Source organism: Streptomyces sp. NPDC096048 (genome assembly GCF_044763415.1).
In the GTDB taxonomy this organism is placed as follows: domain Bacteria; phylum Actinomycetota; class Actinomycetes; order Streptomycetales; family Streptomycetaceae; genus Streptomyces.
In genome coordinates, this window is sequence record NZ_JBIWGG010000007.1 from 240,230 (window position 1) to 256,198 (window position 15,969).

Genomic DNA, 15,969 nt, shown 5'->3' on the forward strand with positions numbered 1-15,969 from the left:
TAATCATGCTCCTTGGGCATGGGACTGGGTCTCTGCGGCCGGGCTCGAAGGACCGGACGGACTCGTGGGAGAAGCCTGTCCTTCGATGGCCGGTTCGGCGGCGGAGGGCCCGCCCTTGCGTGCACGCCAGGCGCCACGCAGCATTTCGTGCCACCGCGGGCGCTTCCGCGGCGGAACATGGTCCACGCCGCCCAGCGACCACGGATTGCACCGCAGGATGCGCCAAGCGGTGAGCGCCGTGCCCTTGAGAGCACCGTGCCGATCGACGGCTGTATAGCCGTAGTGGGAACACGACGGGTAGTACTTGCACACCGGCCCGAGCAGCGGACTGATCGTCCACTGGTACAGCTTGATCAGAGCCAGCAGCGGGTACTTCATCGCGCGCCCCCTCCCAGTAGCCGCTCCAGGGCGGCGTCCAGGTCTCGGGCCAGCTGTGCATGGTCGGCGTCACCCGCACCGGGTAGCGCTCGTACGACTACCAGGCTACCGGGGGGAAACAGGTCGATCCGGTCGCGCATCAGATGGCGAAGCCTGCGCTTCACGTTGTTGCGCACCACCGCACCACCCACAGCTTTGCTCACGACGAAACCCGCACGTGTCGGGGGAGCGCTCTCCCCAGGCGCGTGCGGGTCCGTGGCACCGCTTCGAAGGTGGACGACGAGGGCCGGACGGCCGGCCCGGCGACCTCGTCGTACCGCGGTCGCGAAGTCCTCGCGCCGCCTCAGCCGGTTCTCGGTGGGCAGCACGATGTCATGACCTGACCGGGATCAGGCGGACAGACGGGCGCGACCCTTGCTGCGGCGAGTCGCGAGAATCGCGCGGCCGGCACGGGTACGCATACGCAGCCGAAAGCCGTGGGTCTTCGCGCGGCGACGGTTGTTCGGCTGGAAGGTGCGCTTGCTCACTCGGGGGCTCCAGAAAGAATCGGGGTTGGCGGGGTGCCGTCCTGGCTGTCACCGTGCGCCCACGAGTAGCTCGCGTTACGCCCGAGTGCACCGCTTTTCGATCACCTTGGACGTGACCTGTGCCCATCGGAGGCAGGCGGCAGCAGCCATCGACAACTCGACCTGGTTACGGTACGTGGGACTGCGCCATTCGGTCAAACCAGCGGTGACCGGGAGACACTTGTCCACAGGCTGGGGACAACAACTTGAACCCTACCGGTCGCGCTGACTACCGTGACTGGACTCCGATTCGTTCCCTTATCCCTGCCCCACCCGAGTTTCACCCCTACCCGTCCCCGAATCACACCTTCGAGGGACCCGTGAGAGAGCGTGCCCTGTGGCTGACGTACCTGCCGATCTTGCCGCAGTGTGGCCACGCGTACTGGAGCAACTCCTCGGAGAGGGCCGTGGGCAGGGTGTCGAGTCGAAGGACGAGCACTGGATCCGGCGCTGCCAGCCCCTCGCGCTGGTCGCCGACACCGCCCTGCTCGCCGTACCGAACGAATTTGCGAAAGGCGTACTGGAGGGCCGTCTGGCGCCAGTCGTCAGCGAGACCCTGAGCCGCGAATGCGGCCGGCCCATCCGTATCGCGATCACCGTCGACGACACCGCCGGCGACCCCGCGCCGCCCGCCCCACAGACGCAGCCCGCCCGCCCGCAGCCCCGCTACGAGGAGCCCGAGCTCCCAGCCCCCGGCCAGGGCCAGGGCCAGGGCCACCCGGGCCAGGGCGGCGGCCGCGACGAGTACGAGGGATACGGCCGCCACCGCGCCGACCAGCTCCCCACCGCCCGCCCCGCCTACCCGCAGGAGTACCAGCGCCCCGAGCCCGGCTCCTGGCCGCGCCCGGCGCAGCAGGACGACTACGGCTGGCAGCAGCAGCGCCTGGGCTTCCCCGAGCGCGATCCCTACGCGTCACCGCCGCAGGACTCCTACGGCCAGGAGCCCTACCCGAAGGACTCGTACCAGCAGGACTACCGTCCGCAGACCCCGGACCGCCCGCCGTACGACTCCCAGCGCGGTAAATACGAGCGTGGTGACTACGAACGCGGTGACTACGAACGCGGCGGTCACGAGCGCGGCGACCACGAGCAGTCCCGCAACGACTACGACCAGCCGCGCAACGAATACGACCAGCCGCGCGGCGACTACGACCAGCGCAGCCCCCGCCGGGACCTGCCCGAGCCGCCGTCCGGCTCCGGCCACGTCCACCGCGGCGGCCCTGTCGGCCCCGGCCCCGCCACCGGCGCCCCCGGCCCGCTGGCCGCACAGCCCGCGCCGGCGACCGGCCCCGGCGAGCCGACCGCACGGCTGAACCCGAAGTACCTCTTCGACACCTTCGTCATCGGCGCCTCCAACCGCTTCGCCCACGCGGCCGCCGTCGCCGTCGCCGAAGCACCCGCGAAGGCCTACAACCCCCTCTTCATCTACGGGGAGTCGGGCCTGGGCAAGACCCACCTCCTGCACGCCATCGGGCACTACGCCCGCAGCCTCTACCCCGGCACCCGCGTGCGGTACGTGAGCTCGGAGGAGTTCACCAACGAGTTCATCAACTCCATCCGCGACGGCAAGGGCGACAGCTTCCGCAAGCGCTACCGCGAGATGGACATCCTGCTCGTCGACGACATCCAGTTCCTCGCGGACAAGGAGTCGACGCAGGAGGAGTTCTTCCACACCTTCAACACGCTCCACAACGCCAACAAGCAGATCGTGCTGTCCAGCGACCGGCCGCCCAAGCAGCTGGTCACCCTGGAGGACCGGCTGCGGAACCGTTTCGAGTGGGGCCTGATCACCGACGTCCAGCCGCCGGAGCTGGAGACCCGCATCGCGATCCTGCGCAAGAAGGCCGTACAGGAGCAGCTCAACGCCCCGCCCGAGGTACTCGAGTTCATCGCCTCCCGCATCTCGCGCAACATCCGCGAGCTGGAGGGCGCACTGATCCGGGTGACGGCGTTCGCGTCGCTCAACCGGCAGCCGGTCGACCTGGGCCTCACGGAGATCGTCCTCAAGGACCTGATCCCCGGCGGCGAGGACTCGGCCCCCGAGATCACGTCCACGGCCATCATGGGCGCCACCGCCGACTACTTCGGCCTCACCGTCGAGGACCTGTGCGGCACCTCGCGCGGGCGCGCGCTGGTGACGGCCCGGCAGATCGCCATGTACCTGTGCCGGGAACTGACGGACCTCTCGCTGCCGAAGATCGGCGCGCTGTTCGGGGGCCGGGACCACACCACGGTGATGCACGCCGACCGCAAGATCCGCAATCTGATGGCCGAGCGGCGCTCCATCTACAACCAGGTGACCGAGCTGACCAACCGCATCAAGAACGGCTGACGGCCGCTTCACCGGCCGCACGGGCGCCCCTGGACATCCCCGGGGGGCGCCCTTTGCGTGCCCGGGGTATCGCACTGCCGTCCTGCCCGCTGTTCGAATACCTGCCGGGTTACGGGCGCCCTCCACAGATTCGGCGACTTTTTTCCGTCCACACCTTGGGGACTGGGAAGTTGTCCCGATCCTGTCCACAGGCCAGGGTGTTGAGAGATCATCAGGGCAGGTCAGCTCCCTGTGGATTCGTGGACGAAGGATCTCCACAGCCTGTGGACGAAGAAATGATCCACAGGCTGTGCATCCAGTTGTCCACGGGCAACCCACAGGCTGGAGGGGGTTGTCCCCAGTGATCCCCAGCTTCTCCACATGGCTGTCCACTGTTCGGCAACACGACGCGCCCCGTCACCGCGTCGAGTGAAAGGCGTCACATCAAGGTGCCAGGTGGGGCTGTGGGAAACATGGGCCAGCCTGGGGACGGCTCTGGGGAGAAGTCGCCGCTGCCTGTGCACGGAGTGTGCAGAACTTTCTGTTCTCCACAGATACGCCCGGTTGTCCACCGGCTCCGCCCACAGGGTCGGTGGACAAAATTCCTGCTCTGACCTGGGCAAACGAGGTTATCCACGGTATCCACAGGCCCTACTACTACTAGCGACTAGAGAGAGTGCGGAATTCGTTTCGAAGCGGGCCCTGTGCACAACTCGCCCTCTCAAGCCCGACCGCCCCTCGTCACGACTTGACCCCGAACGGCACCTACTGTCAGTGGGGTGCGTCAGACTGGTCCCCGGTGTTCTGCCCCTCACCGGGACCGACGACACCGACCCACACGACGAAGGCCAGGCAGGGCGAGAAGCGCCGGCAACAGCAGGAGGCGGCAACAGTGAAGATCCGGGTGGAACGCGACGTACTCGCGGAGGCGGTGGCCTGGGCGGCTCGCAGCCTCCCGGCCCGTCCGCCGGCGCCGGTCCTCGCGGGCCTGCTGCTGAAGGCCGAGGAGGGGCAGCTGAGCCTGTCCAGCTTCGACTACGAGGTCTCCGCGCGGGTCTCGGTGGAGGCGGAGATCGAGGAGGAGGGCACGGTCCTCGTCTCCGGCCGCCTGCTCGCCGACATCTCCCGAGCCCTCCCCAACCGGCCGGTGGAGATTTCCACAGACGGTGTACGGGCGACGGTGGTCTGCGGTTCCTCGCGGTTCACCCTCCACACCCTGCCGGTGGAGGAGTACCCGGCGCTGCCGCAGATGCCGGAGGCCACCGGCACGGTCCCCGGCGAGGTCTTCGCCGCGGCCGTGCAGCAGGTCGCCATCGCGGCGGGCCGCGACGACACGCTGCCCGTGCTCACCGGTGTGCGCATCGAGATCGAGGGCGACTCGGTCACCCTGGCCTCCACCGACCGCTACCGCTTCGCGGTCCGCGAGTTCCTGTGGAAGCCGGAGAACCCGGAGGTCTCCGCGGTCGCCCTGGTACCCGCCAAGACGCTCCAGGACACCGCCAAGGCGCTGACCAGCGGTGATCAGGTGATCCTGGCGCTGTCCGGCTCGGGCGCGGGCGAGGGCCTGATCGGTTTCGAGGGTGCGGGCCGCCGGACGACGACGCGTCTGCTGGAGGGCGACCTCCCGAAGTACAAGACGCTCTTCCCGACGGAGTTCAACAGCGTCGCCGTGATCGAGACCGCCCCCTTCGTGGAGGCCGTCAAGCGCGTGGCCCTGGTCGCCGAGCGGAACACCCCGGTGCGGCTCAGCTTCGAGCAGGGCGTGCTCATCCTGGAGGCCGGCTCCAGCGACGACGCACAGGCTGTGGAAAGGGTCGACGCGCAGCTGGAGGGCGACGACATCTCGATCGCCTTCAACCCGACGTTCCTGCTGGACGGCCTGAGCGCGATCGACTCGCCGGTGGCGCAGCTGTCCTTCACGACGTCCACGAAGCCGGCGCTGCTCAGCGGCAAGCCCGCGGTGGACGCCGAGGCCGACGAGGCCTACAAGTACCTGATCATGCCGGTGCGGCTGAGCGGCTGAGCGGCTGAGTCCTCCGGGCTCGGCGTCAGCGGTCCACAAGGTGGGGACAAACTCGCAGGTGAGGGCGTACGTATGAGCGCGTACGCCCACAGCTGTGCACGGGCGTCCGGGTTTAGGCTCGGACGTGGGTACGAAAGTGCCGCGGCACGCATCCGGCGGGTTAGGACGTGCCGTCCCGCCACCTCGCACACCTAAGGAACGCAACTGATGGAGCTCGGTCTCGTCGGCCTCGGCAAGATGGGCGGCAACATGCGCGAGCGGATCCGCCGCGCGGGCCACACCGTCGTCGGATACGACCGCAATCCGGACCTCGCCGATGTCCACAGCCTGGAAGAGCTTGTGGGCAAGCTCGCCGCCCCGCGCGTGGTCTGGGTCATGGTCCCGGCCGGCGAGGCCACCCAGGCCACCGTGGACCGGCTCGGCGAGCTGCTGGAGCCCGGTGACGTGGTCGTGGACGGCGGGAACTCCCGCTGGACGGACGACGAGAAGCACGCCGAGGAGCTGGCCGCCAAGGGCATAGGCTTCGTCGACTGCGGCGTATCCGGCGGCGTGTGGGGCCTGGAGAACGGCTACGCGCTGATGTACGGCGGCGACGCCGAGAACGTCGCCAAGGTGCAGCCGGTCTTCGACGCCCTCAAGCCGGAGGGCGACTTCGGCGCCGTGCACGCCGGCAAGGTCGGCGCGGGCCACTTCGCGAAGATGGTCCACAACGGTATCGAGTACGCGATGATGCAGGCCTATGCCGAGGGCTGGGAGCTGCTGGAGAAGGTCGACTCCGTGGAGAACGTCCGCGAGGTCTTCCGGTCCTGGCAGGAGGGGACGGTGATCCGTTCCTGGCTGCTGGACCTGGCGGTCAACGCGCTCGACGAGGACGAGCACCTGGGCGACCTGCGCGGTTATGCACAGGACTCCGGTGAGGGACGCTGGACTGTGGAGGCCGCGATCGACAACGCGGTGCCGCTGCCGGCGATCACGGCGTCGCTGTTCGCGCGGTTCGCGTCCCGGCAGGACGACTCGCCGCAGATGAAGATGATCGCCGCGCTGCGCAATCAGTTCGGCGGCCACGCGGTCGAGAAGAAGTAGGCAACACCCGAAGGTCAACACCGGAGGGCCAACACCCGAAGGTTGGGGAGGTCGGCGAACGACCATGCACGTCACGCATCTGTCGCTGGCCGACTTCCGTTCGTACGCCCGGGTCGAGGTGCCGCTGGACCCGGGCGTCACCGCCTTCGTCGGGCCGAACGGGCAGGGCAAGACGAATCTCGTCGAAGCGGTCGGCTATCTCGCCACGCTGGGCAGTCACCGGGTCTCCTCCGACGCGCCCCTGGTCCGCATGGGTGCCGAACGCGCCGTGATCCGTGCCCAGGTCAGGCAGGGGGAGCGGCAGCAGCTGATCGAGCTGGAACTGAACCCGGGCAAGGCCAACCGTGCGCGTATCAACAGGTCCTCGCAGGTCAAGCCGCGTGACGTGCTCGGAATCGTGCGCACCGTGCTCTTCGCGCCCGAGGATCTCGCGCTGGTGAAGGGTGATCCCGGTGAGCGGCGCCGTTTCCTGGACGAGCTGATCACCGCCCGCTCCCCGCGGATGGCCGGAGTGCGCTCCGACTACGACCGTGTCCTCAAGCAGCGCAACACCCTGCTGAAGTCGGCGGCGCTCGCGCGTCGGCACGGCGGGCGCACGCTGGACCTGTCCACGCTCGACGTATGGGACCAGCACCTCGCGCGTGCGGGTGCCGAGCTGCTGGCGCAGCGCCTCGACCTGATCGCCGTCGTGCAGCCGCTGGCGGACAAGGCGTACGAGCAGTTGGCGCCGGGCGGCGGTCCCGTCGCCCTGGAGTACAAGCCGTCGGCGCCCGGCGAGGCGCACACGCGCGAGGATCTGTTCGAGCAGCTGATGGCGGCGCTCGCCGAGGCGCGCAAGCAGGAGATCGAGCGGGGCGTCACCCTGGTGGGGCCCCATCGTGACGATCTGCTGCTCAAACTCGGCTCGCTGCCGGCCAAGGGGTACGCCTCCCACGGCGAGTCGTGGTCGTACGCCCTGGCGTTGCGGCTGGCGTCGTTCGACCTCCTCAGGGCGGAGGGCAACGAGCCGGTCCTCGTCCTCGACGACGTTTTCGCCGAGCTGGACGCACGGCGCCGGGAGCGGCTGGCCGAGTTGGTGGCGCCCGGTGAGCAGGTGCTGGTGACGGCCGCGGTCGATGACGATGTTCCGGGTGTGCTGGCGGGTGTGCGGTTCACGGTGGCCGAGGGCGCGGTGGAGCGCGTATGAGCGCGGACGAACCGCTTCCCGGGCAGTCGTCCGGCACCGGCGACGGCGGGGGCACCGGCAAGGGCGGGAGCCCGGAGCCGTCGGGTGTCGACCTCGCGCGCGTGGCGCTCAGGGCGGCCCGGGAGGCGGCACGCGCGCGTGGGGACGCCGCGCAGCAGAAGAAGCAGGCGCGGCGCGGGGGCTTGCGCTCCGGGGCGCGTGCCGACGGCCGCGATCCGATGGCGTTGGGTTCGGCGATCAACCGGCTGATCACCGAGCGCGGTTGGGAGACGCCGGCCGCGGTGGGCGGCGTGATGGGCCGCTGGCCGGAGATCGTCGGTGAGGACGTGGCCAAGCACTGTGTGCCGGAGCGGTACGACGAGGACGAGCGGGTGCTGGTCGTCCGCTGTGACTCGACGGCGTGGGCGACGAATCTGCGGTTGCTCGCCCCGACACTGGTGGCCCGCCTGAACGAGGATCTCGGGCACGGGTCGGTACGCCTGATCAAGGTGCTGGGGCCCGGTGGTGCCGGCGGCCCCGGCCGTCGTTACGGGCCGCTGCGTGCGCCCGGAAGCCGGGGCCCTGGCGACACCTACGGGTGAGCCGCCGGCGGTCTGAGGGCGCACTGAGGGCGGTCCGCCGGCGGTCCGAGGTCGCACTGCGGGCGGTCCGCCATCGGTCCGAGGTCGCTCTCAGGCGGTCCGCGGGCGGTCAGAGGCCACTCTGCGGGCGCTCCGCGGCCGATCTGACCCTCCGTCAGGACTGGGTGATGTACCTCACATAATTGGATGGCCGCGGCGGGTGTGAACCTTCGGCGCACCCTTCGTCGCGCAACCGCACGCGGTTGCGAATCCCGATCTGACTCCCAAGTAGCCAAGGGTTGACGCCCCGAAGCGCTGAGTGCCGTTGTGAGCCTCTTGGGGCCCCCATCCCCATATCGGGAGTCGGACGAGCCTCGTTCAGGGCGGCACATGCGGACTCAGGTACCGGCAAACCCCCATCAGTGTCAGTGCTACCGGTAGAATGGAAGGCAATCCCGCCCCGAACGTGGGGACCGTCCGGGACTAGCTGAGCAACGCTGATCAAGGCTTACCAACGCAACATGCCGCAGCCGCTCCGGCAACCCGCCGACGAGCCCGGCTCGTGCTGTGCCAGAAAGGGCGCTTCGTGGCCGATTCCGGCAACCCCAACGAGAACAACCCGTCCACCGACACCGGCGTGAACGACGCGGTGAGCACTTCGAACGCCGAGGTGCCCGCCTCGTACGACGCCAGTGCCATCACCGTCCTCGAGGGTCTGGACGCGGTCCGCAAGCGACCCGGTATGTACATCGGCTCGACCGGTGAACGTGGTCTGCATCACCTGGTGCAGGAGGTCGTGGACAACTCCGTCGACGAGGCGCTGGCCGGTCACGCGGACACGGTCGACGTCACGATCCTCGCCGACGGCGGTGTCCGGGTCGTCGACAACGGCCGTGGTATCCCGGTGGGCATCGTCCCCTCCGAGGGCAAGCCCGCCGTCGAGGTCGTGCTGACCGTGCTGCACGCGGGCGGCAAGTTCGGCGGCGGCGGTTACGCGGTCTCCGGTGGTCTGCACGGCGTGGGTGTCTCCGTCGTCAACGCCCTCTCCACGAGGGTTGCCGTGGAGGTCAGGACCGACGGCTACCGCTGGACGCAGGACTACAAGCTGGGCGTCCCCACGGCACCGCTCGCGCAGCACGAGGCCACCGAGGAGACCGGCACGTCGGTCACCTTCTGGGCCGACGGTGACATCTTCGAGACCACCGACTACTCCTTCGAGACGCTCTCCCGGCGCTTCCAGGAGATGGCCTTCCTCAACAAGGGCCTGCGGATCAACCTCACCGACGAGCGCGAGTCGGCGAAGGCCACCGCCGGTGCGGACGAGGCGGGTGAGGACGAGAAGCACGAGGTCAAGAGCGTCTCGTACCACTACGAGGGCGGCATCGTCGACTTCGTGAAGTACCTCAACTCCCGCAAGGGAGACCTGGTGCACCCCACCGTGATCGACCTCGAGGCCGAGGACAGGGACAAGAGCCTGTCCCTCGAGATCGCGATGCAGTGGAACGGCGGCTACACCGAGGGCGTGTACTCCTTCGCCAACATCATCCACACGCATGAGGGCGGTACGCACGAGGAGGGCTTCCGTGCGGCGCTGACCTCGCTCATCAACAAGTACGCGCGCGACAAGCGGCTGCTGCGCGAGAAGGACGACAACCTCACGGGCGACGACATCCGCGAGGGTCTGACGGCGATCATCTCGGTGAAGCTGGGTGAGCCGCAGTTCGAGGGCCAGACCAAGACCAAGCTGGGCAACACGGAGGTCAAGACCTTCGTCCAGCGGGTGGTCTACGAGCACCTGGCCGACTGGCTCGACCGCAATCCGAACGAGGCGGCGGACATCATCCGCAAGGGCATCCAGGCGGCCACCGCGCGCGTGGCGGCCCGCAAGGCCCGTGACCTGACGCGTCGTAAGGGCCTGCTGGAGACGGCGTCGCTGCCGGGCAAGCTGTCCGACTGCCAGTCGAACGACCCGATCAAGTGCGAGATCTTCATCGTCGAGGGCGACTCCGCCGGCGGCTCCGCCAAGTCCGGCCGGAACCCGCAGTACCAGGCGATCCTCCCGATCCGCGGCAAGATCCTCAACGTCGAGAAGGCGCGCATCGACCGGATCCTGCAGAACCAGGAGATCCAGGCGATGATCTCCGCGTTCGGCACGGGTGTGCACGAGGACTTCGACATCGAGAAGCTCCGCTATCACAAGATCATCCTGATGGCGGACGCCGACGTCGACGGCCAGCACATCAACACCCTGCTGCTGACCTTCCTGTTCCGCTTCATGCGGCCGCTGGTCGAGGCCGGGCACGTGTACCTGTCCCGCCCGCCGCTCTACAAGATCAAGTGGGGTCGGGACGACTTCGAGTACGCGTACTCCGACCGCGAGCGCGACGCCCTGATCGAGATGGGCCGCAACGCCGGCAAGCGCATCCGTGAGGACTCGGTGCAGCGCTTCAAGGGTCTCGGCGAGATGAACGCCGAGGAGCTGCGCATCACGACCATGGACCAGGAGCACCGCGTGCTCGGCCAGGTCACGCTCGACGACGCCGCGCAGGCCGACGACCTGTTCTCGGTGCTGATGGGCGAGGACGTCGAGGCCCGGCGCGCGTTCATCCAGCGCAACGCCAAGGACGTCCGCTTCCTCGACATCTGAGTCGGTCTCAGCTGACCGCACCAGGAAGGACCTTCACCAGCAATGACCGACGAGAACACTCCTGTGACGACGCCCGAGGGTGACGCCCTGGCGATGCGTGTCGAGCCCGTCGGGCTCGAGACGGAGATGCAGCGCTCCTACCTCGACTACGCGATGTCCGTCATCGTCTCGCGCGCGCTGCCCGACGTCCGCGACGGCCTCAAGCCCGTGCACCGCCGCGTGCTGTACGCCATGTACGACGGCGGCTACCGCCCCGAGCGCGGCTTCTACAAGTGCGCCCGCGTGGTCGGCGACGTCATGGGCAACTACCACCCGCACGGCGACAGTTCCATCTACGACGCCCTGGTCCGCCTCGCCCAGCCGTGGTCGATGCGGATGCCGCTGGTGGACTCCAACGGCAACTTCGGTTCGCCGGGCAACGACCCGGCGGCTGCCATGCGGTACACCGAGTGCAAGATGGCGCCGCTGGCCATGGAGATGGTCCGTGACATCGACGAGGAGACCGTCGACTTCACGGACAACTACGACGGCCGCTCCCAGGAGCCGACCGTCCTGCCCGCCCGCTTCCCCAACCTGCTGATCAACGGCTCGGCCGGTATCGCGGTCGGCATGGCGACCAACATCCCGCCGCACAACCTGCGCGAGGTCGCGGCCGGTGCCCAGTGGTACCTGGAGAACTACGAGGCCTCGCACGAGGAGCTGCTCGACGCGCTCATCGAGCGCATCAAGGGCCCCGACTTCCCGACCGGCGCGCTGGTGGTGGGCCGCACGGGCATCGAGGAGGCCTACCGCACCGGGCGCGGCTCGATCACCATGCGCGCGGTCGTCGAGGTCGAGGAGATCCAGAACCGCCAGTGCCTGGTGGTCACGGAGCTGCCTTACCAGACCAACCCGGACAACCTCGCGCAGAAGATCGCCGACCTGGTGAAGGACGGCAAGATCGGCGGCATCGCGGACGTCCGTGACGAGACGTCGTCCCGCACCGGCCAGCGCCTGGTCATCGTCCTCAAGCGGGACGCGGTCGCCAAGGTCGTGCTGAACAACCTGTACAAGCACACCGACCTGCAGTCGAACTTCAGCGCCAACATGCTGGCCCTGGTCGACGGCGTTCCGCGGACCCTCTCCCTGGACGCGTTCATCCGCCACTGGGTGAACCACCAGATCGAGGTCATCGTCCGGCGCACGAAGTTCCGCCTGCGCAAGGCCGAGGAGCGGGCGCACATCCTGCGCGGCCTGCTCAAGGCCCTGGACGCCATCGACGAGGTCATCGCGCTGATCCGGCGCAGCGACACCGTCGAGATCGCGCGCGGCGGCCTGATGGATCTCCTCGCCATCGACGAGATCCAGGCCAACGCGATCCTGGAGATGCAGCTGCGCCGCCTGGCGGCACTGGAGCGCCAGAAGATCGTCCGGGAGCACGACGAGCTCCAGGCGAAGATCACCGAGTACAACGAGATCCTCTCCTCCCCGGTCCGCCAGCGCGGGATCGTCGGCGAGGAGCTGACCGCGCTCGTCGAGAAGTACGGCGACGACCGCAAGACCAAGCTGATCCCGTACGAGGGCGACATGTCCATCGAGGACCTGATCGCCGAAGAGGACATCGTCGTCACGGTCACGCGGGGCGGCTACATCAAGCGCACCAAGACCGACGACTACCGGGCCCAGAAGCGCGGCGGCAAGGGCGTACGCGGCACGAAGCTCAAGGAAGACGACATCGTCAACCACTTCTTCGTGTCCACCACGCACCACTGGCTGCTGTTCTTCACCAACAAGGGCCGGGTCTACCGGGCGAAGGCGTACGAGCTGCCCGACGCCGGACGGGACGCGCGCGGCCAGCACGTGGCGAACCTGCTGGCCTTCCAGCCGGACGAGTCGATCGCCCAGATCCGCGCGATCCGCGACTACGAGGCGGTGCCCTACCTGGTCCTGGCGACCAAGGCGGGCCTGGTGAAGAAGACGCCGCTGAAGGACTACGACTCGCCGCGCTCGGGCGGCGTGATCGCCATCAACCTGCGTGAGCAGGCGGACGGTTCCGACGACGAGTTGATCGGAGCCGAACTGGTCTCGGCCGAGGACGATCTGCTGCTGATCAGCAAGAAGGCACAGTCGATCAGGTTCACCGCCTCGGACGACACGCTGCGCCCGATGGGCCGTGCCACCTCGGGTGTGAAGGGCATGAGTTTCCGCGAAGGGGACCAGCTGCTCTCGATGAATGTTGTTCGAGCCGGTACGTTCGTGTTCACTGCCACCGACGGCGGGTACGCGAAGCGGACCTCTGTCGACGAGTACCGCGTCCAGGGCCGCGGCGGCCTCGGCATCAAGGCTGCCAAGATCGTCGAGGACCGTGGATCGCTCGTGGGCGCGCTGGTGGTCGAGGAGCACGACGAGATCCTCGCCATCACACTCTCGGGCGGTGTGATTCGTACGCGAGTCAGCGGGGTCAGGGAGACGGGCCGTGACACCATGGGCGTTCAACTGATCAATCTGGGCAAGCGCGATGCCGTCGTCGGCATCGCACGCAACGCCGAGGCGGGACGCGAGGCGGAGGAGGTCGACGGCGATGTGGTCGTCGACGAGACCGCCGAAGGTTCCGCGACCACCGGCACGGACGAGGGCGAGGCGCCCTCGCCCGAGTAGCACGAGGAGAGAGTCATCGTGAGCGGAGCCACGGGCGCCGGGTCGGCCGGTACCTCCAGGGGTACGGAAACGGACGGCGGCGGCCGTGGCTCCGCCGCGCGTGCGACGGATTCGCACACGACTCAACTGCGCAAGATCGATGACGACGCGACCGACTCCCGCTCGGCGAGCTCGTCCAAGACGCATGGATCCCAGGGGGGAACTGTGACGGACACCCGAGGCCAGCAGACGCAGCAGGCGGCCTCGCCGCTGCCGGGAGAACGGCAGCCCCAGCAGCCCGGCGGGCCGTACCACCCGCCGCAGGCCTACCAGACCCAGGGCGGCAACGCGTCCGCCGCCGTGCGCCGCCCGCGCACCGGCGCCCGCACCACGCCCCGCGTCCGCAAGGCACGTCTGCGGGTGGCGAAGGCCGACCCGTGGTCGGTGATGAAGGTCAGTTTCCTGCTCTCCATCGCGCTCGGCATCTGCACGATCGTCGCGTCCGCCGTGCTGTGGATGGTCATGGACGCCATGGGCGTCTTCTCGACCGTCGGCGGCACGATCTCCGAGGCGACCGGCTCGAACGAGTCCAACGGCTTCGACCTGCAGTCGTTCCTGTCGCTGCCCAACGTGTTGCTGTTCGCGACGGTCATCGCGGTCGTCGACGTCGTCCTCGCGACGGCGCTGGCCACGCTCGGCGCGTTCATCTACAACCTGTCCGCCGGCTTCGTCGGCGGCGTGGAGCTGACGCTCGCCGAGGACGAGTGATCGTCGCTCGCGGGCCTCGTGACAACCGATTTTGGGACTGCCCGCCTCGTGCGCTAATCTTCAGGAGTCAGCGCGCGGGACATACACCGCAGAGCGCGGCGGGGCTATAGCTCAGTTGGTTAGAGCGCATCCCTGATAAGGATGAGGCCACAGGTTCAAATCCTGTTAGCCCCACCAGCGAGAAGACCCCCAGCCGGTACCGGTTGGGGGTCTTTGCCATCTCCGGGGCGTCTCCGGCGACATCTACGCGGCGTCCCCGGTCGGCGGCGCGCGAAAACGCCCGACCGCTGGCGACGGGGGATGCGTCAGCGGTCGGGCTGTGGCCAAGGCTAACAAGGCCGGACGCGTGGTGGGAGACATTCACTCATCGCACGGGCGATCGTACGAGAGGCGCGGCAGGTACTCGTGCCACTTCTCCTCGGTCAGCACGCCCCGGGTGGCCGAGCAGATGCGGTCGATGGCGTCGTCCACGTCGAGATTCCACAGCCGTACGGTGTCCGTGCCGCTGGACACCCCGAGCATGTGACTGACGGGGCTGAAGGAGAGGAAGCCGCCCGCCTTGGCGTTGGGGCTCATCGTCTCGCCGATGGGAGCGGCCTCGGCGGGGGTGTGGACGTCCCAGAGCCGGACCGTGTTGTCGTTGGCGCCGCTGGACAGGGTGTCGCCGTCCCGGCTGAATGTCAGCGACACCACCGAGTCGGTGTGGCCGGCGAGTGTGGAGTCCGGCGGGGCCGTTGGGCGGGGATCGTCGACGCTCCAGAGCCGGACCGTGCCGTCGTCGCTGCCGCTGGCCAGCGTATGGCCGTCCGGGCTGTAGGCCAGCGCGTTGACGGGGCCGAGGTGTCCGGTGAGGGGTGCGCCGAGACGGGCGGCCTGGCGGGGGTCGCTCACGTTCCAGAGCCGTACGGTGTCGTCCGCGCTGCCGCTGGCGAGGGTGCGGCCGTCCGGGCCGAAGGCGAGGGTGTTGACGTATCCCGTGTGGCCGGTGAGCGGCTTGCCGAGCGGGCGGGGGCGGGACGGGTCGTCGGTGTTCCACAGCTGGATGGTGCGGTCTTCGTACGCGGTGGCCATCGTGCGGCCGTTCGGGCTGAACGCCAGGGCTTCGGGGCCCGCGTAGCGGGTGCGCAGCGCCACGGGTGGCCCGTGGGCGGTGGGCCGGGTCGGGTCCGTGACGTTCCACAGCTGTACCGCGCTGCTTCCCGTCAGCACCGCGAGGGTGTCACCGTCCGGGGAGAACACGAGGGAACGTACGTCGCCCTTCGCCGGGCGGAAGGGGTCGCCCAGCGACACGGGCCGGGCGGGGGTCGTCACGTTCCACAGCCGGATCCTTCCGTCGCGCGCCGCGGTGGCCAGCACGTGGCCGTCCGGGCGGAACGCCCCGCTGCGGCCGATCATGTCCGACGTCGGCAGCGACCACAGGCGCACCTTGCTGTCTCCGCTGCCGGTGGCGAGCGTGCGGCCGTCGGGACTGAAGCCGAGGGCGTACATCTCTCCGCTGCTTCCCGCGAGGGGCACGCCGATCTGGGACGGGTAGGCCGGGTCGCTGACGTTCCAGAGGCTCGCCGTGCTGTCCGCGCTGCTCGCGGCGAGCATGTCCCCGTCGGGACTGAAGGCCACGGACCAGATGGGGCCGGTGTGGCCGGTCAGCGGCGAGCCGATCCGGGACGCGTCGCGCGGATCGGTCACGTCCCAGAGCCGTACGGTGTCGTCCGCGGCGCCACTGGCGAGCGTGCGGCCGTCGGGGCTGAAGGCCACGGAGTGCACCAGCCCGGTGTGACCGGCCAGCGGTTCGCCGATCGGCGTCGCGTCGCCCGGGGCGTCGACGTTCCAC

General features: G+C 68.9%; 12 protein-coding genes and 1 tRNA gene. 9 read left to right on the top strand and 4 right to left on the bottom strand.

Annotated features, from left to right (window positions below; genetic code table 11):
* Positions 1–3: 3 nt before the first annotated feature.
* From yidD to rpmH, 3 genes are read right to left on the bottom strand one after another with little or no spacing between them, the layout of a single operon-like run.
* Positions 4–378: a membrane protein insertion efficiency factor YidD gene (gene yidD, locus ACIQ6R_RS21065; protein ID WP_375906472.1), complete on the bottom strand. Its 375-nt coding sequence runs from the start codon at positions 376–378 to the stop codon at positions 4–6.
* On the bottom strand, positions 375–746 hold the full coding sequence (gene rnpA, locus ACIQ6R_RS21070) for a ribonuclease P protein component (RefSeq protein ID WP_404222823.1): 372 nt from the start codon (positions 744–746) through the stop codon (positions 375–377). The genes yidD and rnpA overlap by 4 nt, the downstream gene beginning before the upstream one ends.
* Before the next feature lie 21 nt (positions 747–767).
* Entirely contained in the window at positions 768–905 is a 138-nt protein-coding gene (gene rpmH, locus ACIQ6R_RS21075; protein WP_003975051.1) for a 50S ribosomal protein L34, read from the bottom strand.
* Between the two features lie 406 nt (positions 906–1,311).
* Here rpmH and dnaA point away from each other — a divergent pair, with 406 nt between their 5' ends.
* The 9 genes from dnaA to ACIQ6R_RS21120 all read left to right on the top strand — a co-directional run bounded on the left by dnaA (position 1,312) and on the right by ACIQ6R_RS21120 (position 14,315).
* The gene (gene dnaA / locus ACIQ6R_RS21080) at positions 1,312–3,276 is read left to right on the top strand and encodes a chromosomal replication initiator protein DnaA (RefSeq protein WP_404223020.1); all 1,965 of its coding nucleotides are present in this window, start codon (positions 1,312–1,314) and stop codon (positions 3,274–3,276) included.
* Positions 3,277–4,147: 871 nt separating this feature from the next.
* Positions 4,148–5,278, top strand: coding sequence for a DNA polymerase III subunit beta (gene dnaN, locus ACIQ6R_RS21085; RefSeq protein ID WP_055422144.1), 1,131 nt, complete (start codon positions 4,148–4,150; stop codon positions 5,276–5,278).
* A gap of 207 nt (positions 5,279–5,485) precedes the next feature.
* Positions 5,486–6,361 carry a phosphogluconate dehydrogenase (NAD(+)-dependent, decarboxylating) gene (gene gnd / locus ACIQ6R_RS21090; RefSeq protein WP_376673706.1) on the top strand — a complete coding sequence of 292 codons (876 nt, stop codon included), beginning with the start codon at positions 5,486–5,488 and terminating at the stop codon, positions 6,359–6,361.
* A gap of 64 nt (positions 6,362–6,425) precedes the next feature.
* Positions 6,426–7,547, top strand: a complete 1,122-nt coding sequence (gene recF, locus ACIQ6R_RS21095) for a DNA replication/repair protein RecF (RefSeq protein WP_404222824.1) — start codon at positions 6,426–6,428, stop codon at positions 7,545–7,547.
* Positions 7,544–8,128, top strand: a complete 585-nt coding sequence (locus tag ACIQ6R_RS21100; protein WP_404222825.1) for a DUF721 domain-containing protein — start codon at positions 7,544–7,546, stop codon at positions 8,126–8,128. Before recF ends, ACIQ6R_RS21100 begins: the two co-directional genes overlap by 4 nt.
* A 565-nt stretch (positions 8,129–8,693) precedes the next feature.
* The gene (gyrB, locus tag ACIQ6R_RS21105) at positions 8,694–10,754 is read left to right on the top strand and encodes a DNA topoisomerase (ATP-hydrolyzing) subunit B (RefSeq protein WP_404172960.1); all 2,061 of its coding nucleotides are present in this window, start codon (positions 8,694–8,696) and stop codon (positions 10,752–10,754) included.
* A gap of 42 nt (positions 10,755–10,796) precedes the next feature.
* On the top strand, positions 10,797–13,391 hold the full coding sequence (gyrA, locus tag ACIQ6R_RS21110; protein ID WP_404222826.1) for a DNA gyrase subunit A: 2,595 nt from the start codon (positions 10,797–10,799) through the stop codon (positions 13,389–13,391).
* Between the two features lie 18 nt (positions 13,392–13,409).
* Positions 13,410–14,138, top strand: a complete 729-nt coding sequence (locus tag ACIQ6R_RS21115) for a DUF3566 domain-containing protein (protein WP_386314238.1) — start codon at positions 13,410–13,412, stop codon at positions 14,136–14,138.
* Positions 14,139–14,238: 100 nt separating this feature from the next.
* Positions 14,239–14,315 (top strand) — tRNA-Ile (locus ACIQ6R_RS21120).
* A 183-nt stretch (positions 14,316–14,498) separates the two neighbouring features.
* Here ACIQ6R_RS21120 and ACIQ6R_RS21125 read toward each other — a convergent pair.
* The coding region (locus ACIQ6R_RS21125; protein WP_404222827.1) for a WD40 repeat domain-containing protein at positions 14,499–15,969 on the bottom strand (1,471 nt) is incomplete at its 5' end.

Bases quoted from the DNA above. Each gene is read 5' to 3' on its own strand.
- yidD (WP_375906472.1), bottom strand. From the start codon at position 378: ATGAAGTACCCGCTGCTGGCTCTGATCAAGCTGTACCAGTGGACGATC.
- gnd (WP_376673706.1), top strand. From the start codon at position 5,486: ATGGAGCTCGGTCTCGTCGGCCTCGGCAAGATGGGCGGCAACATGCGC.
- recF (WP_404222824.1), top strand. From the start codon at position 6,426: ATGCACGTCACGCATCTGTCGCTGGCCGACTTCCGTTCGTACGCCCGG.
- ACIQ6R_RS21100 (WP_404222825.1), top strand. From the start codon at position 7,544: ATGAGCGCGGACGAACCGCTTCCCGGGCAGTCGTCCGGCACCGGCGAC.
- gyrA (WP_404222826.1), top strand. From the start codon at position 10,797: ATGACCGACGAGAACACTCCTGTGACGACGCCCGAGGGTGACGCCCTG.